Source organism: Bradyrhizobium sp. ERR14, assembly GCF_014198235.1.
GTDB lineage: Bacteria > Pseudomonadota > Alphaproteobacteria > Rhizobiales > Xanthobacteraceae > Bradyrhizobium.
Genome location: NZ_JACIHD010000017.1, coordinates 1 through 17,847 on the forward strand (window position 1 = coordinate 1; position 17,847 = coordinate 17,847).

The 17,847-nt window shown below is 64.1% G+C and carries 18 protein-coding genes; 11 read left to right on the forward strand and 7 right to left on the reverse strand.

The window, feature by feature from the left end; all coding sequences use genetic code 11:
* Positions 1 to 121: 121 nt before the first annotated feature.
* Positions 122 to 1,009 (reverse strand): LysR family transcriptional regulator, encoded by an 888-nt coding sequence (locus tag GGD62_RS31135; protein WP_183711984.1) that lies wholly within the window; start codon positions 1,007 to 1,009, stop codon positions 122 to 124.
* 126 nt (positions 1,010 to 1,135) lie between these two features.
* Between GGD62_RS31135 and GGD62_RS31140 the strand changes: the two genes are divergently transcribed.
* From GGD62_RS31140 to GGD62_RS31165, 6 genes are all read left to right on the forward strand, one after another.
* Positions 1,136 to 2,557: an amidase gene (locus GGD62_RS31140; RefSeq protein WP_183236142.1), complete on the forward strand. Its 1,422-nt coding sequence runs from the start codon at positions 1,136 to 1,138 to the stop codon at positions 2,555 to 2,557.
* An 84-nt stretch (positions 2,558 to 2,641) separates the two neighbouring features.
* Positions 2,642 to 3,592, forward strand: coding sequence for an ABC transporter permease (locus GGD62_RS31145; RefSeq protein ID WP_018315931.1), 951 nt, complete (start codon positions 2,642 to 2,644; stop codon positions 3,590 to 3,592).
* Positions 3,589 to 4,482, forward strand: coding sequence for an ABC transporter permease (locus GGD62_RS31150; RefSeq protein WP_092256267.1), 894 nt, complete (start codon positions 3,589 to 3,591; stop codon positions 4,480 to 4,482). Before GGD62_RS31145 ends, GGD62_RS31150 begins: the two co-directional genes overlap by 4 nt.
* Positions 4,483 to 4,484: 2 nt before the next feature.
* Positions 4,485 to 5,498 carry an ABC transporter ATP-binding protein gene (locus GGD62_RS31155; RefSeq protein WP_183711986.1) on the forward strand — a complete coding sequence of 338 codons (1,014 nt, stop codon included), beginning with the start codon at positions 4,485 to 4,487 and terminating at the stop codon, positions 5,496 to 5,498.
* Complete coding sequence (locus tag GGD62_RS31160; protein WP_183711988.1) at positions 5,495 to 6,499, forward strand: ABC transporter ATP-binding protein; 1,005 nt, start codon at positions 5,495 to 5,497, stop codon at positions 6,497 to 6,499. Before GGD62_RS31155 ends, GGD62_RS31160 begins: the two co-directional genes overlap by 4 nt.
* A 56-nt stretch (positions 6,500 to 6,555) precedes the next feature.
* On the forward strand, positions 6,556 to 8,052 hold the full coding sequence (locus GGD62_RS31165) for an ABC transporter substrate-binding protein (protein ID WP_183711989.1): 1,497 nt from the start codon (positions 6,556 to 6,558) through the stop codon (positions 8,050 to 8,052).
* Positions 8,053 to 8,061: 9 nt separating this feature from the next.
* Here GGD62_RS31165 and GGD62_RS31170 read toward each other — a convergent pair whose 3' ends face one another.
* Entirely contained in the window at positions 8,062 to 8,478 is a 417-nt protein-coding gene (locus GGD62_RS31170; RefSeq protein WP_183711991.1) for a hypothetical protein, read from the reverse strand.
* A gap of 145 nt (positions 8,479 to 8,623) precedes the next feature.
* Here GGD62_RS31170 and GGD62_RS31175 point away from each other — a divergent pair, with 145 nt between their 5' ends.
* Positions 8,624 to 9,826 (forward strand): calcium-binding protein, encoded by a 1,203-nt coding sequence (locus GGD62_RS31175; RefSeq protein WP_183711992.1) that lies wholly within the window; start codon positions 8,624 to 8,626, stop codon positions 9,824 to 9,826.
* Positions 9,827 to 10,066: 240 nt separating this feature from the next.
* The gene (locus GGD62_RS31180) at positions 10,067 to 11,272 is read left to right on the forward strand and encodes a calcium-binding protein (RefSeq protein ID WP_179737539.1); all 1,206 of its coding nucleotides are present in this window, start codon (positions 10,067 to 10,069) and stop codon (positions 11,270 to 11,272) included.
* 148 nt (positions 11,273 to 11,420) lie between these two features.
* On the opposite strand, the gene GGD62_RS31185 is transcribed toward GGD62_RS31180, so the two are convergent.
* From GGD62_RS31185 to GGD62_RS31195, 3 genes are all read right to left on the reverse strand, one after another.
* Positions 11,421 to 11,573, reverse strand: a complete 153-nt coding sequence (locus GGD62_RS31185; RefSeq protein WP_018315939.1) for a hypothetical protein — start codon at positions 11,571 to 11,573, stop codon at positions 11,421 to 11,423.
* A gap of 118 nt (positions 11,574 to 11,691) precedes the next feature.
* Positions 11,692 to 11,850, reverse strand: coding sequence for a hypothetical protein (locus tag GGD62_RS31190; RefSeq protein ID WP_183236106.1), 159 nt, complete (start codon positions 11,848 to 11,850; stop codon positions 11,692 to 11,694).
* A 348-nt stretch (positions 11,851 to 12,198) separates the two neighbouring features.
* Positions 12,199 to 13,074 carry an aldo/keto reductase family oxidoreductase gene (locus GGD62_RS31195; protein WP_183236105.1) on the reverse strand — a complete coding sequence of 292 codons (876 nt, stop codon included), beginning with the start codon at positions 13,072 to 13,074 and terminating at the stop codon, positions 12,199 to 12,201.
* A 97-nt stretch (positions 13,075 to 13,171) separates the two neighbouring features.
* Here GGD62_RS31195 and GGD62_RS31200 point away from each other — a divergent pair, with 97 nt between their 5' ends.
* A complete protein-coding gene (locus GGD62_RS31200; RefSeq protein WP_183711993.1) occupies positions 13,172 to 14,107 on the forward strand; it encodes a LysR family transcriptional regulator in 936 nt (311 codons plus the stop codon).
* 202 nt (positions 14,108 to 14,309) lie between these two features.
* On the opposite strand, the gene GGD62_RS31205 is transcribed toward GGD62_RS31200, so the two are convergent.
* Both GGD62_RS31205 and GGD62_RS31210 read right to left on the reverse strand, forming a co-directional pair.
* Positions 14,310 to 14,936: an alpha/beta hydrolase gene (locus GGD62_RS31205; protein WP_183711994.1), complete on the reverse strand. Its 627-nt coding sequence runs from the start codon at positions 14,934 to 14,936 to the stop codon at positions 14,310 to 14,312.
* Positions 14,933 to 15,871: a ring-cleaving dioxygenase gene (locus GGD62_RS31210; RefSeq protein WP_183711995.1), complete on the reverse strand. Its 939-nt coding sequence runs from the start codon at positions 15,869 to 15,871 to the stop codon at positions 14,933 to 14,935. The genes GGD62_RS31205 and GGD62_RS31210 overlap by 4 nt, the downstream gene beginning before the upstream one ends.
* Before the next feature lie 128 nt (positions 15,872 to 15,999).
* On the opposite strand from GGD62_RS31210, the gene GGD62_RS31215 reads away from it, so the two are divergent.
* Both GGD62_RS31215 and GGD62_RS31220 read left to right on the forward strand, forming a co-directional pair.
* On the forward strand, positions 16,000 to 16,911 hold the full coding sequence (locus tag GGD62_RS31215) for a LysR family transcriptional regulator (protein ID WP_018315942.1): 912 nt from the start codon (positions 16,000 to 16,002) through the stop codon (positions 16,909 to 16,911).
* Between the two features lie 459 nt (positions 16,912 to 17,370).
* Positions 17,371 to 17,847 (forward strand): hypothetical protein, encoded by a 477-nt coding sequence (locus GGD62_RS31220; protein WP_018315943.1) that lies wholly within the window; start codon positions 17,371 to 17,373, stop codon positions 17,845 to 17,847.

The window sequence follows — 17,847 nt, forward strand, 5'->3', positions numbered from 1 at the left end:
ACAAAGCTCGGCTGTCCTGTCCGCTTCACCGCCATCGTCATTCCCCCAAGGCTTTGCCCTAGGGAATCACAACTGGCGAATTACGCAACAGGCCCACAAGGGGAGAGGGGAAGGCACCGAGTCACATCCGCGCAACGGCCTTCTCGGCGCATTTTATGAACCTTGAGATCAGCGGGCTCTGGGAATCCCTCCGCCAGCACACCGCGATGTCGATGGAATCGGCGGCATCGCGCAGCGGCCTGAACACGATGCCGCGTGGGGCGCCGAGCTGGGCGCAGGCCGGCACGATCGCAAGACCTTCGCCGGCGAGAACCAGGCTCATCGCCGAATGCACCGTCTCCACACGACTCGCGATCGGCATCACGATCTGATGTCGTCGCAGCAGGGCTGCGACCGCGGAGGAGGCGGGATCTTGCTCCGGAGGCGGCAACGCGATCAGCGGACGGCCCTGCAACCGCGCCATCGGCACGGCGCCGAGACGTGCGAGCGGCGAGCGGATCGGTACAGCCAGCATGAATGGCTGCGCACCGATCCGAGCTACCTGGATCTCAGGATGGTTGATGGCCGGCATGCACAGCGCAACCGTGACGCTGCGGTCAAGCAGCCTGGCCTCGCGGGTCGATGCGCTGAGCTCGGCGAAGTCGAGGTCGACGCCCGGAACCGAGCGGCGCAGCTCAGGGATGAGTCGCGGCAGCATCGCATTCGCCAGCACGAACATGTAGCCGACCGAGAGCCGCCCGCGCTTGCCGGCGGCGACCGCGCGCGCAGCTTCGGCGCCGTCGACGGCCAGCGCCAGAGCTTCGCTCGCACGCGCCAGCAGCGCCATGCCTGCCTCGGTCAGGTCCATGCCGCGGGTGCCTCGGCGGAACAGCGGCGCGCCGATCTCGGCCTCGAGCTTGCGGATCTGGACGGACAGCGGAGGCTGAGCCATCCGCAGCCGCTCGGCGGCCTTGCCGACGCTGCGTGTCTCGGCGACGGCGACGAAATAGCGGAGGCGGCGAAGATCCATTGGCATACCGAAAACGTATGGGTTGGCCATCAAAATCGTATTGGACGGCGAGTTAACAAAACTGTCATTCTCGCTGTCAATGCTTTGGGCCAACGGCGGCCCGCTTCGGAGCGTGATGTGACGACGATGAACGGCGATCCCTGTCTCCTGTCCGCAACCGAGCTGCGCGGCCTCATCGCCGAAAAGCGGATTTCGCCCGTCGAGATCGTCAGTGCCGTGCTCGCGCGCGCCGAGGCGCTCCAGCCCGAGTTGAACTGCTTCATCACGCTCTGCGGCGACGAGGCGATGGCGCAGGCGCGCGTCGCCGAGCGCAAAATGATGGCCGGCGAGCCGCTCGGCCTGCTCCACGGCATCCCCGTCACCGTCAAGGACATCGTCAACACCAAGGGCGTCAAGACCACCTTCGGCGCCGTTCCCTACAAGGACAATGTGCCGAACGAGGATGCCGTCGCGGTGGCGCGGCTGCGCGCCGAAGGCGCGATCCTGATCGGCAAGACCACGACGCCGGAATTCGGCAGCAAGTGCCTGACCGATTCACCTTTGTTCGGCCGCACCCGCAATGCGTGGGATCGGTGCCGGTCCTCCGGCGGCTCCAGCGGCGGCGCGGCCGTCGCCGTCGCCAGCGGCATCGCGCCGCTCGCGATCGCGACCGACGGCGGCGGCTCGACGCGAATTCCCGCCGCCTGCAATGGCGTGGTCGGCTTGAAGCAGAGCAACGGAGTCATCCCCCATAGTCAGGCGCTCGATGCGTTCGGCAACCAGACCTATGTCACGCCGACCACGCGGACCGTCGCCGACACCGCGTTGATGATGCAGGCGATGGCAGGCGAGGATGCTTGCGACCCCTGGTCGATCGGCGTCCCCGTGCCCGATTTCATCGGCACGGCCGCGCCGCGCGGCGATCTGCGCGGGCAGCGGATCCTGTATTGCCTGACGCCGCCGGGCCGTCCGGTGTCCGCCGAGGTCGCAGCCAGCTTCAAGGCGAGCCTCGACCGGCTGGCGGGGCTCGGCGCCGAGCTCGAGGAATTTTCCGGCGATGGTTTCGACATCGAGCCGATCTGGCGCGCCATCAACCACACGGTCTGGCGCACGCGCTTTGCAAAACTCGCAGCCGACCACAAGGACGAGCTGAGCGAGGCCTTCCTCAAGCAGCTCGCGCTTGCGACCGAGGTCAGCGGCGTCGACTATCAGGAGGCGATGTTCGCGCGTACCGCGCTGTTCCGCCGCGTGCAATCGCTGCTTGCGCGCGGACACTTCCTGGCGATGCCGACGCTCACGCGCACCGCGCTGCCGATCAAGCAGGATTTGTTCGGCTCCATCGAGATCGACGGAGCGCATTTCGACAGCGTCCGGCCGCACTGGTTCCCCTGGACCATGCCGTTCAACATGACGGGCCATCCCGCCCTCAGCCTGCCCTCTGGCTTCGGCCGCGACGGCCTGCCGATCGGGCTTCAGCTCGTCGGCCGCTTCCGCGCCGATGCGGAGTTGCTGCGCGTCAGCGCGCTGTTCGAAGCCTCGCACGACCTTCTGTCCCGCTGGCCGGCTTGAGGAGATGGGCATGCTGCAAAGGGCTTGCCTCCGGCGTCCGGACATGTTGATCGTGCCGCAGCTGAGCCCTGAAGCCGAGCGCGCATGAGCGTATTTGTCCTCCGACGTCTGTTGACCTTGCTGGCGACCCTGGTCGGCGCATCCCTGATCATTTTCCTGGTGCTGGACGCGCTTCCCGGCAACGCCGCGCAGATGCTGATGGGCGCGGATGCCTCGCCGGACGCGGTCCGCGCGCTCACCGTCAAGCTCGGGCTCGACCAGCCGCTGGCGGTTCGCTATTTGCAATGGATCAAGGGCCTCCTCGTCGGCGATCTCGGCAACTCCTATGTCTACGGCACGCCGGTCGCCAGCCTGATCGCTGAGCGGCTGGTGCTGACCATTCCGCTCGCGATCATGGCCATGACGATCACGGTGACGCTGGCACTCTCGGCCGGCATCTATACCGCCGCCAATCACAACAAGCTCGGCGACGTCGGCGTGATGTCGCTGACGCAGGTTGGCATCGCGCTGCCGAATTTCTGGTTTGCGATCCTCTTGGTGCTCCTGTTCGCGGTGCGGCTGCAATGGCTCTCGGCAGGGGGATTTTCCGGCTGGGAGGATGGCATCTGGCTCGGCGTCAAGTCGCTGCTGCTGCCGGCCATCTCGCTCGCGGTGGTGCAGGCTGCGATCCTTGCGCGCGTCACGCGCTCGGCCGTGCTGGAAGTGCTGCGCGAGGATTTTGTTCGAACGGCGCGCGCGAAGGGGCTCGGCAAGCGCGAGGTGCTGTGGAGCCACGTGCTGCGCAATGCCATGATCCCCGTCATGACGGTGATGGGGCTGCAATTCGCCAACCTGCTCGCCGGCACCATCGTGATCGAGAACGTGTTCTATCTGCCGGGCCTCGGCCGCCTGATCTTCCAGTCGATCGCCAACCGCGACCTGATCGTGGTGCGCAATTGCGTGATGCTGCTGGCGACCATGGTCGTCATCGTCAATTTCGTGGTCGACGTGCTCTATGCCTTCATCGATCCCCGCATCAAGGTCCACGACCTGTGAGCGCGCCCCTGACCACTCCGGTTGACGCGCCGGTCGCGGCGCGCCGCGTACCGGCCAAGACCTTCTGGGGCCGCGCGCTGCGCCATCGCAGCTTCGTGCTCGGCGGTTCGCTGAGCCTTCTGGTGCTCGCCTCGGCGCTGCTCTCGCTGGTGTGGACGCCATGGTCTCCTTACGAGATCGACATCGCCTCGAAGCTGCGGCCGCCATCGGCGGCGCACTGGCTCGGCACCGATTCCTTCGGCCGCGACATCGTCTCGCTGCTGCTCGCCGGCGCCCGCGCCACCATCATGGTCGGCGTCATCGCCGTCAGCATCGGTCTCAGCTTCGGGGTCACGCTCGGCCTGATCGCCTCGGCCCGGCGCGGCTGGACCGAAGAGATCATCATGCGCTTCTCCGACTTCACCTTCGCCTTTCCGGCGGTGCTGTCCGCGATCATGCTCGCCGCGGTGGTGGGGCCGGGGATGGTCACCTCGATCGTCGCGATCGGCATCTTCCAGATCCCGACGCTGACCCGGCTGACGCGCGGCTCCGCCAACGCGATCTGGGCGCGCGAATTCGTGCTGGCCGCGCGCGCCGCAGGCAAGGGCGCCTTCCGCATCACCATCGAGCATGTACTGCCGAATATTCTGTCGATCCTGATCGTGCAGGTCACCATCCAGTTCGCGCTCGCTATCCTGGCTGAAGCCGCTTTGTCCTATCTCGGTCTCGGCACGCAGCCGCCACAGCCGTCCTGGGGACGGATGCTGAACGATGCGCAGACGCTGCTGTTCCAGTCGCCGATGCTCGCGGTCTATCCGGGCGCTGCGATCGCGATCGCGGTGCTGGGCCTCAATCTTCTCGGTGACGGATTGCGCGACCTGCTCGATCCCCGACTGGCACGGGAGCGATGACGATGGGCGAGCGCTCCACCATGCCGCTGATCGAGGTCGACAATCTCGGTGTCCGCCTCAACACCAGCCGCGGGCCGGCACAGGCCGTGCGCGGCGTCAGCTTCTCCCTCAAGCGCGGCGAGACGCTCGGGCTGGTCGGCGAGTCCGGCTGCGGCAAGTCGGTCACCGCGATGTCGCTGATGGGCCTGCTGCCTGATAGCGCACGCGTCACCGGCAGCATCAAGCTCGACGGCAACGAGCTCGCGGGCTTATCGGATGCCGATTATTGCCGCCTGCGCGGCAACCGCATCAGCATGATCTTCCAGGAGCCGATGACCGCGCTCAATCCGATGCACACGATCGGGCATCAGGTGGCCGAGCCGCTGCGACGTCACAAGAAGCACTCGGCGGCGCAGGCGCGCAAAGAAGCCATCGCCTTGCTCGATCGCGTCGGACTGCCCGATCCGGCGCGGCGGGTCGACGCCTATCCGCACCAGTTCTCCGGCGGCCAGCGCCAACGCATCACCATCGCCATGGCGCTCGCCTGCGAGCCCGACCTGTTGATCGCGGACGAGCCGACCACCGCGCTCGACGTCACCATCCAGGGCCAGATCCTCGACCTCATCGCTGATCTCGTCGAGGAGCGCGGCATGTCGATGATCCTGATCTCGCACGATCTCGGCGTCATCGCCGAGAACGTGCAGCGCATGATGGTGATGTATGGCGGCACCGTCGTCGAGAGCGGGCCGACCGACGAGGTGTTCCGCCGCATGGGGCATCCCTATACGCAGGGCCTGTTCCGCGCCCGGCCGAAGCTCGGCGCGCGCAAGGGGACGCGGCTGAAGACGATATCGGGCACCGTACCGGAGCTTGCGGATCTGGCGGCGGGGTGCACGTTCTCCGACCGATGTCCGCTCGTGATCGATCAATGCCGCGCCGCGCTTCCGCAGATGGTCGACGTCGGACCCCGGCACGTCGTGCGTTGCATCAGGACGGATGTCTCTATGGCTGAGAACGTCGGAGCGCTGTCCGCATGACCGCTGCGCCTCTTCTCGACGTGAAGGATCTCGAACAGCGCTACGCCCTGCCGCGGGAAAGCCTGTTCCGTCCGCCGGGCCAGGTGCGCGCGCTCAATGGCGTCAGCGTGCAGGTCGCCGCCGGCAAGAGCCTCGGCGTCGTCGGCGAGTCCGGCTCCGGCAAATCCACGTTTGCGCGGCTGGTGATGGCGTTGGAGCGGCCGACGTCGGGCCAGGTCGCGCTGCTCGGCCGCGATCTCAACCGCATCTCGGCCGACGAACTGCGCCGCGCGCGGCGCGATTTCCAGATGGTGTTCCAGGATCCTTACGGCTCGCTCGATCCGCGCCAGACCATAGCCCGCATCGTCGCCGAGCCGCTCACCGTGCTGGAAGACGCCGACCGCACCACTTTTCGTGCGCGCGTCGCCGCAGTGCTGCGCCAGGTCGGCTTGCGCGATGCCGACATGGAGAAATATCCGCACGAATTCTCCGGCGGCCAGCGCCAGCGCATCGCCATTGCGCGCGCGCTGATCACCCAGCCGAAGCTGATTGTCGCCGACGAGCCGGTCTCCGCGCTCGACGTCTCCGTGCAGGCGCAGGTGCTGAACCTGATGCAGGATCTGCAGGAGCAGTTCGGGCTGAGCTACATCCTGATCAGCCATGACCTCGCTGTCGTCGACTATCTCTGCGACGAGGTCGCGGTGATGTATCTCGGCCGGATCGTCGAGCAGGGACGGCCCGAAGATCTGTTCGAGCGCTGCGCCCATCCCTATACGCGGGCGCTGCTGGAGGCGGTGCCGCGGGCCCGCGCCGGCGGCGGCCGGCGGCGGCGCGGTGGCCAGGCGATCGCCTCGCAATCGGCGGCGGCGACCGGATGCCCCTATGTCGCGCGCTGTCCGCTCGCCGACCAGCATTGCCGCGAGGCCCTGCCTGCGTTACGCAAGGTGGGCGAAGGGCACCTTGCCGCCTGCCACAAGGCCGAGGCCGTGATGGCGTTGCCGCAGGCGGCCATGGAAGGTTAGTGTCCGGAGCAGGATTGGCGTAGGCTCACGAAGACAGCAGGCCGGGGAGTTACGAGATGTTCAGGAAACTATCCATCGTCGCATTTGCCGCCGCGCTGGTCGCGGCGCCTCTGCCGGTGCTGGCGCAGAGCAAGAAGGACAGCGTCGTCATGGCCATGGCGCTGGAGCCGCCGGGGCTCGATCCGACCAACGCCGCCGCCGCCGCGATCGCCGAGGTCACGCTCTACAACATCTACGAGACCCTGACCAAGATCAACGAGGACGGCTCCGTTTCGCCCTTGCTGGCGGAGAGCTGGACCGCTTCGCCGGACCTGAAGACCTATACGTTCAAGCTGCGCAAGGGCGTCAAATTCCACAACGGCGAGGCATTCGATTCCGCCGCGGTGAAGTTCTCGTTCGAGCGCAACGCCGCGCCGACCAGCACCAACAAGGATAAGAGCCTGTACCAGGCCTTCGAGAAGGTCGAGGCGCCCGATGCCGACACGGTCGTGATCACGGTGAAATATTCCGAACCGAACCTGCCGTTCTTGCTCGGCCAGGCGGGCGGCTCGATCGTCGAGCCGAAGAGCGCGCCGACCAACGTGACGCAGCCGGTCGGCACCGGGCCCTATCAGCTCGGCGCCTGGGCCAAAGGCTCCTCGATCACGCTGAATAAGTGGGCCGATTATCGCAACGCCTCGGCGATCAAGCTTTCGAAGGTGACGATCCGCTTCATCTCCGATCCGGCCGCGCAGGTGGCGGCGCTGCTGTCGGGCGACGTCGATGCGTTCCCGCGCGTCGCCGCGGCGCGCGCCCTGGCCCAGTTCAAAGCCGATCCGCGTTTCACGGTGCTGGTCGGCGGCTCCAGGGCCAAGACCATCGTCGCGATCAACCATCGCAAGAAGCCGCTGGACGACGTCCGCGTCCGCCGCGCCATCCTCGCCGCGATCGACCGCAAGGCCATGATCGACGGCGCCGTCGACGGCTTCGGCACGCCGATCGGTAGCTTCTATGTGCCGGGGGCGCTCGGCTATGTCGACACCACCGGCATCAATCCCTACGACCCCGAGAAGGCCAAGAAGCTGCTCACTGAAGCCGGCGTCACCACGCCGCTCGAATTGTCGCTCAAGCTGCCGCCGCCGTCCTATGCGCGGCAGGGCGGCGAGATCGCCGCAGCCCAGCTCGCCAAGGTCGGCATCGTCGCCAAGATCGAGAACGTCGAATGGGCGCAATGGCTGTCGCAGGTGTTCGCCGGCAACGGGCCGCACAATTTCGACCTCACCATCGTCAGCCATGTCGAACCGTTCGATCTCGTGAAGATCACCGAGCCGGATTACTACCTCGGCTACAACAACGAGAAGTTCAACGCACTCTACAAGCAGATCGTGTCGACGCCCGAGGAGGCCGCTCGCGCCAAGCTGCTCGGCGACGCCCAGCGCATGCTGGCCACCGACGCCGTCTCCGTCTACCTCTATCAGCCGCAGCTGATCACCATTACAGCCAAGAAGCTGAAGGGCGTCTGGAAGGACGTCCCGCAATACGAGAATGATTTCTCGACATGGTCCTGGGAGTAGGGCGCTCCATCAAGTCGAGCGTATCGCGTCAATCTTGGCCTCTCCCATCGGGGAGAGGCCATTCGTTTGGCGCGTCCAAACAAAAACTGAAAAACAACCCCATGCACAGTAGCCGGGCATAGTCATTTCAATGGCTTGCACGTTGCGTCGCAATGGCTTGTGCGTTGCGTCGTTCAATGGTCGATACGCCGGAATATTGACCCGTCGGGCAAAACACCGGCAATATTCCATCATCGCGGTCTCGTGGTTCGGGCCGCTGTCGGGCAAGGCACGCCGTGAAGATGCCGATGCCGCCTGGTGGAGTCGCAAGCAGATGCGCCGGCGTTCGCTCGGCTGCTTTTGCCGGCAGGTCATCAAACCTTCACGGATGCGCAATCTGAGGTGACGATCCGCACGACGCCGCCGCGGTTCCATGCGCGCGATCAAACTCTCTCCCGAATTCCTGCAAATCTCTGCCATCTACCAAAGGTAGATTCGCTCCCGGTGAAGCGTGGTCAACAACGCGTCTTGCAAAAAAGAAAGCTCTGCAGGCGTCAGGTCCGCTTCCGACAATGAAAATGGGAGTTACGCCATGCAGCATCTGCCGAACGACACCTACGACGTCACGCTTGACCAATTTGGCCAAATCGCGACCGTGTATGGAGACCCCGGCTTTCCGGCATCCACCGACGTCGTGGGCGGCAACGACACCGTGACCGCCAGTGTCGCCGCGCTCAATGCAAAACTCACGATCTTCGGTGACGACCACACGATGTTGCTTGGTCATTCCCAAGGCGGAAACGACACACTGATCGCCGACATCGACGGCGGCTGGGACACCGCCGTCGTGATTGGCGATACCCAGTCGATGATCGATGATGCCAAGGGCGGCAACGACACCATCGTCGCGGATGCCGGCCGCACCATCTACACGACGATCTCAGCGTTCGGGGATGTCGCCGGCGACATGTCGGGCAATGCGCAGGGCGGCCATGACGACATCACCGGCTCAATCGCGTGGCGCGGCGGCGCCAATCTGTTCGCCGGCGATGCCGGCGGTTCCATGATGGACACTTCGCACGGCGGCAACGACACACTCGATGTCAGCGTGCTCACGACGGATGGCGGGGCGACCGTCAGCGGAGACGCCATCGGTTCCCTGAGGGGGCTCGCGCAGGGCGGCAACGACAACCTGACCGTCACCTTGAACGGTGGCAGCCCCATCTCGAGCGGAGCCTTGTTCGGGGATTCGGCTGAAACCCTGATGGACTTCGCCCAAGGCGGCGACGATGTGCTCACCGTCAAGCTCGACGGCCAGTATGCGGAAGCCGGCGCGCAGATGTACGGCGATGCGCCGACCATGGTGGGCAATTCCCATGGCGGCAACGACGTCCTCAACGGCGGCGCGGGCCGAGATTTCATGTATGGCGACGCGCGAATCTACGAACCGGCGACACCAGGCTCGATCACCGGCGGCGTCGACACGCTGAACGGCGGGGCTGGCGACGACCGGATGTGGGGCGGGGGAAACAGCGACTTGTTCGTCTTCAACACCGGCTCGGGCAACGACACGATCGTCGACTTCGGTCAGGGCAACAAGGCCGTCGGCAGCACCGCGGTGGAACAGGATCTGGTCGACGTGCAGGACTACGGCTTTGCAGACTGGACGGCGCTGTCGAAACTGATCAGCGACAACTCCGCCGGGGATGCCGTGATCCATCTTTCCGCCAATGATTCAATCACGCTGGACGGGGTTCACACGGCGAACCTGCATCCAACCGACTTCATCATCTGAAGGCGCAGAGCAAGAGCGGCGGTGTCGCCCCGCGACGCGGAGCGCCATCGCGGCTGCGCAATGACGAGTTTCGCCGCACGGCGCAACGAACCCGTCGCCATCAAACTCTGTCCCGAATTCCAGCAAACCTCCGCCATCGACCAGAACTAAATTCGTCTCCGTGAAGCGTGGTCACAGCACGTCGCGCAAAAATTCCAGCGACATGAGCCCCGCTTCCGACAATGAAATGGGAGTTACGCCATGCAATATCTGCCGAACGACACCATCGACGTCCTGCTCGACCAGTTTGGTCAGATCGAAACCCTCTACGGTGATCCGAATTTTCCGACCACCACGGATGCCTGGGGCGGCAACGACACCGTGACGGTCACCGTCACCCAGCCGGAAGTTGACGTCACGATCTTCGGCGAGGACGACACGACGTTGCATGGCCACTCCCGCGGCGGCAACGACACCCTGACCGTTACTGGGAGCTACGGCTGGAATGCCTTCCTCGTGGTCGGCGACGCCCGGGCAATGACCGACGACGCCAGGGGCGGCAACGACACGATCAGTGTCGGGGCCGATTCGCTTTACACCGACGTGCATGTTTTCGGTGATGTCGCCGGCGACATGTCGGGCAATTCGCACGGCGGCAGTGACACCATCACGAGCGCGGTGGGCTGGCGAAGCTACGACCATGTGTACGCCGGCGATGCCGGCGGTTCCATGAGCGGCACGGCGCAGGGCGGCAATGACACGCTCGACATCACTGTGAACACCATGCAGGGCTTTGCGACAGCTAGCGGCGATTCCATCGGCTCCATCGGCGGCGATGCGCATGGTGGCAACGACAACATCACCTTCACCTTCGGCACCGACGTCGTCTGGACCGCTGGATTCGGCTACGGAGATTCGGCGACCTCGCTGACCGACAATGCCCAAGGGGGAGATGATATTCTCACAATCGAGTTCGATGGCATCGACAGCCTCCATTATACGAACCCGGAGCTCTTCGGCGATGCGCGGACCATGTCCGGCAATGCCCAAGGCGGTAACGATATTCTCACCGGCGGAGCAACCAACGATCACCTCTATGGTGATGCCGCGAACTATGCCCCCGCGACGCCGGGCTCGATCACCGGCGGCAGGGATATTCTCAACGGCGGCACCGGCGATGACCAGCTTTCCGGCGGCGGAAACAGCGATACCTTCGTCTTCAACACCGGCTCCGGCAATGACCTGATCACCGATTTCGATCAGGGCAACAAGGCGGTCGGCAGCACGGTGACCGAGCACGACCTGATCAATGTGCACGATTACGGGTTTGCGGACTGGACGGCGCTGTCGAGCCTGATCAGCGACAATGCCGCCGGCGACGCCGTGATTCATCTGTCGGCGAGCGACAGCATCACGCTCGACGGCGTCCACGCGGCGAGCCTGCACCAGACCGACTTCCTCATCTGAGCGAGTTGCTCTGGAAGCAACGATCTCGCCCCGCCTGCGGCGGGGCGAGACTCGGGTTGCATCTTGGCCGCCCAGCAGCGCTACCACTTCGGCGCTTGGACGACCGCTTCTGACCCGAAGCGGGCTTGCTGTGCCAGGCCGAAGCTGATTATTCAGTCTTATCAGCTGAACCCTTGCGCAGCGCCTCTAAGGCTATACGGGCGTGGTGGGCTGCTTTCTGGTTGCCCACCGTTTCGATCTTTTCCAGTGCCCAGGTCAAATACTGCATAGCAGCCTGGACGTCAGCAGTTTGGTCGGTCATATGACCGTTTCTATCGAATTATGATCGGTTCGTCCCGCGCTTGCTGCGCATAAGCGAATTGCATCAGCAATGGCGGCTGTGGCCAAAAGTGAACAGTCTCACGGTGACGGAAGGAGCATTATCGGCTGTTGCTCCCCGGGTTCAGCGCACCATTGCGGTTCAGATCGGCGGAAGAGCTGATCAAGTTGGCAAACAGCGGAAGCGGCTGCTGCAAAAGCTGCAACTCAGGTCCCAGTCTCAGATTGTAGACGCCGCCACGGGTGGGCATCTTGGCCATCTTACAAACTCACGATGGCCGCTGACGAAGCGGCGCCCTGGCCGAGGCATGAGTACGGCGGCTTCGAACCGCCGACCTAAACTTTGGCTGATCAAATACCGGTAAGTATACTGCCCCGGACAAATATACTGTCCGTAGCTGTCATAGTCGCAGCCGGAGTTGTAGTAGCCGTAAGCACCGGCTGCAGCGGCTGCGCCAACCGCCGCAGCGCCATACCCCCAACCTCGGCGCCGGCCAGGGTCTTGAGGGCATGGCGACGTCCGATGTCCTTGAGCGTTTCCATTTTCATACTGTCGGCCCAATTTGGCACGAGGCAGCACTGTCACCATGCTGCGCCCGGAAACCGCCTCAACCGGGGCTCCCGGCAAGGCCATTCAGCTTATCGATCGCATCATCCGGCAAATCGAGTTCGGCCGCGGCGAGATTCTCGCGCAGATGCGCGACGGACGAAGTGCCGGGGATAAGCAGGATGTTAGGTGAGCGACGAAGGAGCCAAGCAAGCGCGACCTGCATGGGCGTTGCGCCGAGGCGAGCGGCGACATCGGTTAGAGTAGACGATTGCAGGGGGGTGAACCCGCCGAGCGGGAAGAACGGCACGTAGGCAGTGCCGTCCCGGGCAAGGTCGTCGATCAAGGAGTCGTCAGACCTGTGGGCCAGATTGTATTGGTTCTGAACGCAGACGATCTTGCAAATCTTGCGTCCTTCCGCGACCTGCGTCGCGGTCACGTTGCTCAGCCCAATATGCCTTATCAGGCCCTGACGTTGGAGATCGGCCAAGACGTTCAGCGGGGCTTCGATCGAGCCTTCGGCGGGGCCATGGCGGTCGATCATGACGCGAAAGTTGACGACATCGAGTGCGTCGACCCCGAGATTTTTCAGATTGTCGTGGACCGCCTGGGTGAGCTCTTCGCGCGAGAAGGCCGGATTCCATGAGGCGTCCGCGCCACGCCGAGCCCCGATTTTGGTATCGATAACGAGATCCCTGGGGTAGGGGTGCAGCGCCTCACGGATCAACTGGTTTGTGACATGTGGGCCGTAGAAGTCGGCTGTGTCGATATGGTTCACGCCGGACGCGATGGCCGCTCGCAGCACAGCCAATGCGGCGGTGCGATCCCTGGGCGGACCGAACACGTGCGGGCCAGCAAGCTGCATGGCACCGTAGCCAAGCCGCTTCACGCGGCGGTCTCCGAGGTCAAAGCTGGCAGTTAGGGCGGTGTTGGGCATAGGTCATCTCCATAAGAACCAATGGCCGGTAGGTAGACGTTGCCCGCGCGCTCGATAACCGGGTACAATCCGAACGGGTTGTTCGGAGAAACGAACAGTGAAAGTCGATCTGGGAGAACTGAACGCTTTTGTGACCGTCGCGCGGGCTGGAGGCTTTCGGGACGGAGCTCGGTCGAGCGGGGCGAGTGCGTCAGGACTCAGCGAGGCGGTAACCAGGCTGGAAGCGCAACTCGGCGTCAGATTGTTGAACCGGACGACGCGAACCGTGGTGCCCACTGAGGTAGGTCAACGTCTCCTCGAGCGGCTCGGGCCAGCATTCGCCGAGGTGGAAGCTGCCGTCGATGTTGTCAACAGCTCCCGCAACAGGCCAGCAGGTACGCTGCGTCTGAACGTACCGGTCAGTGCGGCACGCCTCGTGCTGCCCACCATCGCGCCGCCCTTTCTCGCCGCTTATCCTGACATCCGGCTTGAAGTGATTGCGGAGAATAACTTTATCGACGTTCTGGCCGCTGGTTGTGATGCTGGCATCCGGTACGACGAGCGCCTGGAGCAGGACATGATGGCGATTCCAATCGGTCCTCGCGTTCAGCGCTTTGCAACCGCTGCCTCTCCAAACTACCTGGATCGCTACGGCCGGCCCAATCATCCTCGCGAGCTTGTCAACCACGCTTGCCTTGGCAGTCGTCTTTCGTCCGGCGCGATGGTGGCTCCGTGGGAGTTTGAACGGGAGGGCGAAATGGTTCGCGTCGAACCCAAAGGGCCGCTGCTGGTCAGCGTCGGGGCGGCGACAGATCTCGCCGTTGCCGCCGCCATCGCCGGTACCGGCATTGTCACCCTCTTCGAGGACTGGCTTCGTCCCCATCTCGCCAGTGGTCAGCTCGAGCCGGTCCTCGAACCCTGGTGGCAAAGCTTTTCGGGTCCCTTTCTATACTATCCTGGCAGACGTCTCGTGCCGGCGCCGTTGCGCGCATTCATAGACTTCGTAAGGGGTGTACCATCGCACTCAGCGCTCGGCGCGACGCCCACCGCGTAGGCAATACGTTTGCTAGTAGCGAGACGCTCGCTTCTTGAGAGTTGAGAGACTGCTCGATTCCGCTCCAGACGCTATGCGGACGCGACGTGAGACAGTCGAGCATCCCTTCGGCGCGATCAAGGCCGTATGGGTGCGACCCACGACGGGCGGTTCGAGTGAAGGCGGCGGCGCACCGTTTGGAAACGATGCGCCGCTAGTTAGGTCATGCTGCCCTGGCGTGGACGTTGCCGATCCAGTCGCGGGCGAGTGTCAAATCGGCTTGCGACAATTGATGGCCCGCCGGCACGACCCTATGGGTCACGCTTGCGCCTGCTTGCGAAAGCAGGGCCGCAAGCTTGGCCGAATTGCCGGCCGGCACGATCGGATCGGCCTGCCCGGACAGCAGCAGGACCGGCTTGCCGGCAAGATCGGCCGTGGGCGGATCCGACAGCGGCACCATCGCGCGCAGCAGGATCGCGCCGGCCAGCACCTCCGGCTTCAGCAGCAACAGCGCGGCTGCGATGTTGGCGCCGTTGGAGAAGCCGACCGCGACCGGCGCGGCGATGCCGTAGCGCTGCCGAGCCTCGTTGACGAAGTCGCCGAGCTCGTTCGCGCGGCGGCGGACGTCGTCCTCGTCGAACACACCTTCGGCGAGGCGGCGGAAGAAGCGCGGCATGCCGTGCTCGAGCACGCGGCCACGCGGCGAGAGCAGGGCTGACCCCGGCGAGATCATCTTGCCGAGCCCGAGCAGGTCGTTCTCGTCGCCGCCGGTGCCGTGCAGCAGCAGCAGCGGAGGGGAGCCCGCGCTGGCCGCGGGCTCGAAGCGATGGATGAATTCAGTCTCGGTCATGACACGGTCTCTTCCAGATTCGGCAGAACGCCTTCGATCTGCTTGCGCTGTGCTTCGAGGAAAGCAGGCAGCTTGAGGTCTTTCCCCAGCGTCGCGACAGGTTCGTCGACGGCGAAGCCGGGGATGTCGGTCGCAATCTCGAACAGCACGCCGCCGGGCTCGCGGAAGTAGATCGAGCGGAAGTAATTGCGATCCCTTTGCTCGGTCGGATGCAGGCCGTGATTGCTCACGAGCCTTTGCGCCATCTTGCCCTGCTCGGCATCGTCAGCCGCGCGGAACGCGATGTGATGCACCGAGCCGCCGCCCTGATGCCCGCGCAGGAAGCCCTTGGCCTCGTAGATGTCGACGACGCTGCCCTCGACATTGCCGGGCGCCTTGAAGCGGATCACCGAGCCTTCACGGCCGGTCTCCTTGAAGCCGAACACGTCGGTGAGGACGGCTGCCGTCTTCGCCGCGCTGTCGAGCAGCAAGGTCACGCCATGGAAACCGCGGATCGCGTGCTCGGCCGGCACGTCGCCATTGCTCCAGCCGGGCTCGTTCTCCGCACCCGGCACGCCGACCAGCGCGAGCGCCATGCCATCGGGATCGGTGAACGGCAGCACGGATTCGCCGAAGCGCTTCTCCAGCGCCTCGTAGGCAATGCCCTTCTCGGTGAAACGCTGGGTCCAGTAGCCGAGCGAGCGCTGCGGCACGCGGAAGGCGGTCTGATGGGTCTCGCCGACGCCGCGCCGCCCAGCCGAAACGCCCGCCCACGGAAAGAAGGTCAGGATGGTGCCGGGGCGGCCGGTCTCGTCGCCGTAGTAGAAGTGATAGGTGCCGGGATCGTCGAAATTGACCGTCTTCTTGACGAAGCGCAGGCCGAGATCCCGCGTGTAGAAGCGGAAATTCCTGATGGGGTCGCCGGCAATCGCGGTCACATGGTGCAGTCCAGACATTTTCGTCCTCCAGAGTTCGGGGAGCGTCTTGCACTGGCCGGAAATATCGTTCCGCTTTGTATTGGAGACAATCCATGCAAATATGACGGCTATGTCTACGATTTGGAAACAATCGCCGAGGCCGGCCCTTGGATAAGGTCGCCAGCCTCCGCGCATTCGTGAAAGTGGTCGAAAGCGGCAGTTTTGCCGAAGCGGGGCGGCAGTTGCGGCTGTCGCGCTCGGCGATCAGCAAATATGTCGCCGACTTAGAGGAGAGCCTCGGCGTGCAGCTCCTGAACCGGACCACGCGGCATGCCAGCCCGACCGAGAACGGCCAGCGCTATTTCGAGCGCGCACTCGTCATCCTCTCGGAGATCGAGGCCGCCGACCAGGCGGTGACGCAGGCCCAGTCGGCGCCGCGCGGCCTGCTTCGCGTCAACGCGCCGATGTCGTTCGGCACGATGCGGCTCGGGCCGGTGCTGGCCGATTTCATGGCGCGCTATGGCGAGCTTCAGCTCCAGATCGTGCTCAGCGACGACCTGCTCGATCCCGTCCAGGACGGCTTTGATGTGACCTTGCGGATCGCGGAACTGGAATCTTCGAGCTTGATCGCGCGGAAAATCACGCCGGTGGCGCGCATGATCTGCGCTTCGCCGGATTATCTCGCACGTCACGGCACGCCAAAGCACCCGCAGGATCTGCGCGAGCACGCCTCGCTGACCTATGGCTTCCTGCTCACCGGCAATCAGTGGAAGCTAACAGGCGCCGATGGCGATCACTGGATCCAGCCGGCCTGGTCGCTCTGCGTCAACAATGCCGAGGTGCTGCGCGACGTCGCGATCAAGGGCAGGGGGCTCGCGCTGCTGCCGGAGTTCATCGCCGCTGACGCGTTGCGGACAGGCAAGCTGCGCGCCGTCCTGCAAGACTATTTTGCGCCGCCGCTCGCGCTCTATGCGGTCTATCCGCCGACGCGGCATTTGTCGGTGAAGGTGCGGCTGTTCATCGACTTTCTCGTCGAGCGGTTTGGGCGCGATGAAGAAGCCGGCGCGCAGGCGGGCTGAGGCTGGGTCGGGAGGCCATGACTCTGCCCGGGCAACGGCTCGCAGCGAACTATCGCGATGAGTCAAGAAGGCGAGCTACACGGCGGACACTCAGGGGATTTGCCTTTGAAAGGGTGAGCGGCAAGGGTGCTCCTATTGTCAATGTTGCTGACAGTGATTCCTCGGAATTACTCTCCCGCGAACGATTGGATGAAGTCCGGCGACCAGCAAAAGCCATGATGATTGTGCCTTTGCTGAGAGTCGCGCAGTGGCTGGATACGATTATACCAGACCGGAAAGTTGAACTTTCTTCCCGTGCCTTGGACTCATATTTGCGTCCCGACTTCGCGTCTCAGGACAGAGAGAGTTCAGCCGCTGTCAGGGCGTTCCGAGGGCTCTCTTCCGTGCCACCGCGGAGAGCCGGGCACGATGAGTAGCTCACACTTCTCGACTTGATTTCAACAAGCGCAGGAGGAAGCTATGCGGAAGTCTCTCACCTTTTTCCTTTCTGGCGTGGCATTGGCCGTCGCGGCGTCAACAGCCGTAGCCGGTGAGCGGGTGCTCGAGTTCAAGCTGATCACGAAGCCGATCGACCTCAAGGTCATAGAGGCCGCAAACGTCGAAGGACAGACGGTTGTGTCTGGGAAATTCTTTGGGGTCGCTGTCTTCACCGATGGCCGTATCGGAGTGAAAGAGTTCGTCAATACTTCGGACTTGCTCAAAGGATCGGGCCCCTTCTTCGGCTACAGCACGTACACGTTCGAGGAAGGCTCGATTACCGCGCGCTACACCGGTTCGGCCAAGGACGGCAAATCAACGGGCGAATACACAATCTTGTCGGGCACAGGTGCCTATGCGAACGCCACGGGTACGGGAACGATCGAAAGCGCGCCGAACCCGTTCAAAGGCGTCAACCTGCTGAACATAAAGCTCGTCGTTAAAACGTCCGGTTCGTGA

What these genes read in the sequence shown, in the direction of transcription:
- GGD62_RS31160 (WP_183711988.1), top strand. Translation starts at nt 5,495, where the DNA reads ATGACCGCTGCGCCTCTTCTCGACGTGAAGGATCTCGAACAGCGCTAC.
- GGD62_RS31145 (WP_018315931.1), top strand. Translation starts at nt 2,642, where the DNA reads ATGAGCGTATTTGTCCTCCGACGTCTGTTGACCTTGCTGGCGACCCTG.
- GGD62_RS31220 (WP_018315943.1), top strand. Translation starts at nt 17,371, where the DNA reads ATGCGGAAGTCTCTCACCTTTTTCCTTTCTGGCGTGGCATTGGCCGTC.
- GGD62_RS31185 (WP_018315939.1), bottom strand. Translation starts at nt 11,573, where the DNA reads ATGACCGACCAAACTGCTGACGTCCAGGCTGCTATGCAGTATTTGACC.
- GGD62_RS31190 (WP_183236106.1), bottom strand. Translation starts at nt 11,850, where the DNA reads ATGGCCAAGATGCCCACCCGTGGCGGCGTCTACAATCTGAGACTGGGA.
- GGD62_RS31155 (WP_183711986.1), top strand. Translation starts at nt 4,485, where the DNA reads ATGGGCGAGCGCTCCACCATGCCGCTGATCGAGGTCGACAATCTCGGT.
- GGD62_RS31165 (WP_183711989.1), top strand. Translation starts at nt 6,556, where the DNA reads ATGTTCAGGAAACTATCCATCGTCGCATTTGCCGCCGCGCTGGTCGCG.
- GGD62_RS31180 (WP_179737539.1), top strand. Translation starts at nt 10,067, where the DNA reads ATGCAATATCTGCCGAACGACACCATCGACGTCCTGCTCGACCAGTTT.
- GGD62_RS31140 (WP_183236142.1), top strand. Translation starts at nt 1,136, where the DNA reads ATGAACGGCGATCCCTGTCTCCTGTCCGCAACCGAGCTGCGCGGCCTC.
- GGD62_RS31210 (WP_183711995.1), bottom strand. Translation starts at nt 15,871, where the DNA reads ATGTCTGGACTGCACCATGTGACCGCGATTGCCGGCGACCCCATCAGG.
- GGD62_RS31175 (WP_183711992.1), top strand. Translation starts at nt 8,624, where the DNA reads ATGCAGCATCTGCCGAACGACACCTACGACGTCACGCTTGACCAATTT.
- GGD62_RS31135 (WP_183711984.1), bottom strand. Translation starts at nt 1,009, where the DNA reads ATGGATCTTCGCCGCCTCCGCTATTTCGTCGCCGTCGCCGAGACACGC.
- GGD62_RS31195 (WP_183236105.1), bottom strand. Translation starts at nt 13,074, where the DNA reads ATGCCCAACACCGCCCTAACTGCCAGCTTTGACCTCGGAGACCGCCGC.
- GGD62_RS31205 (WP_183711994.1), bottom strand. Translation starts at nt 14,936, where the DNA reads ATGACCGAGACTGAATTCATCCATCGCTTCGAGCCCGCGGCCAGCGCG.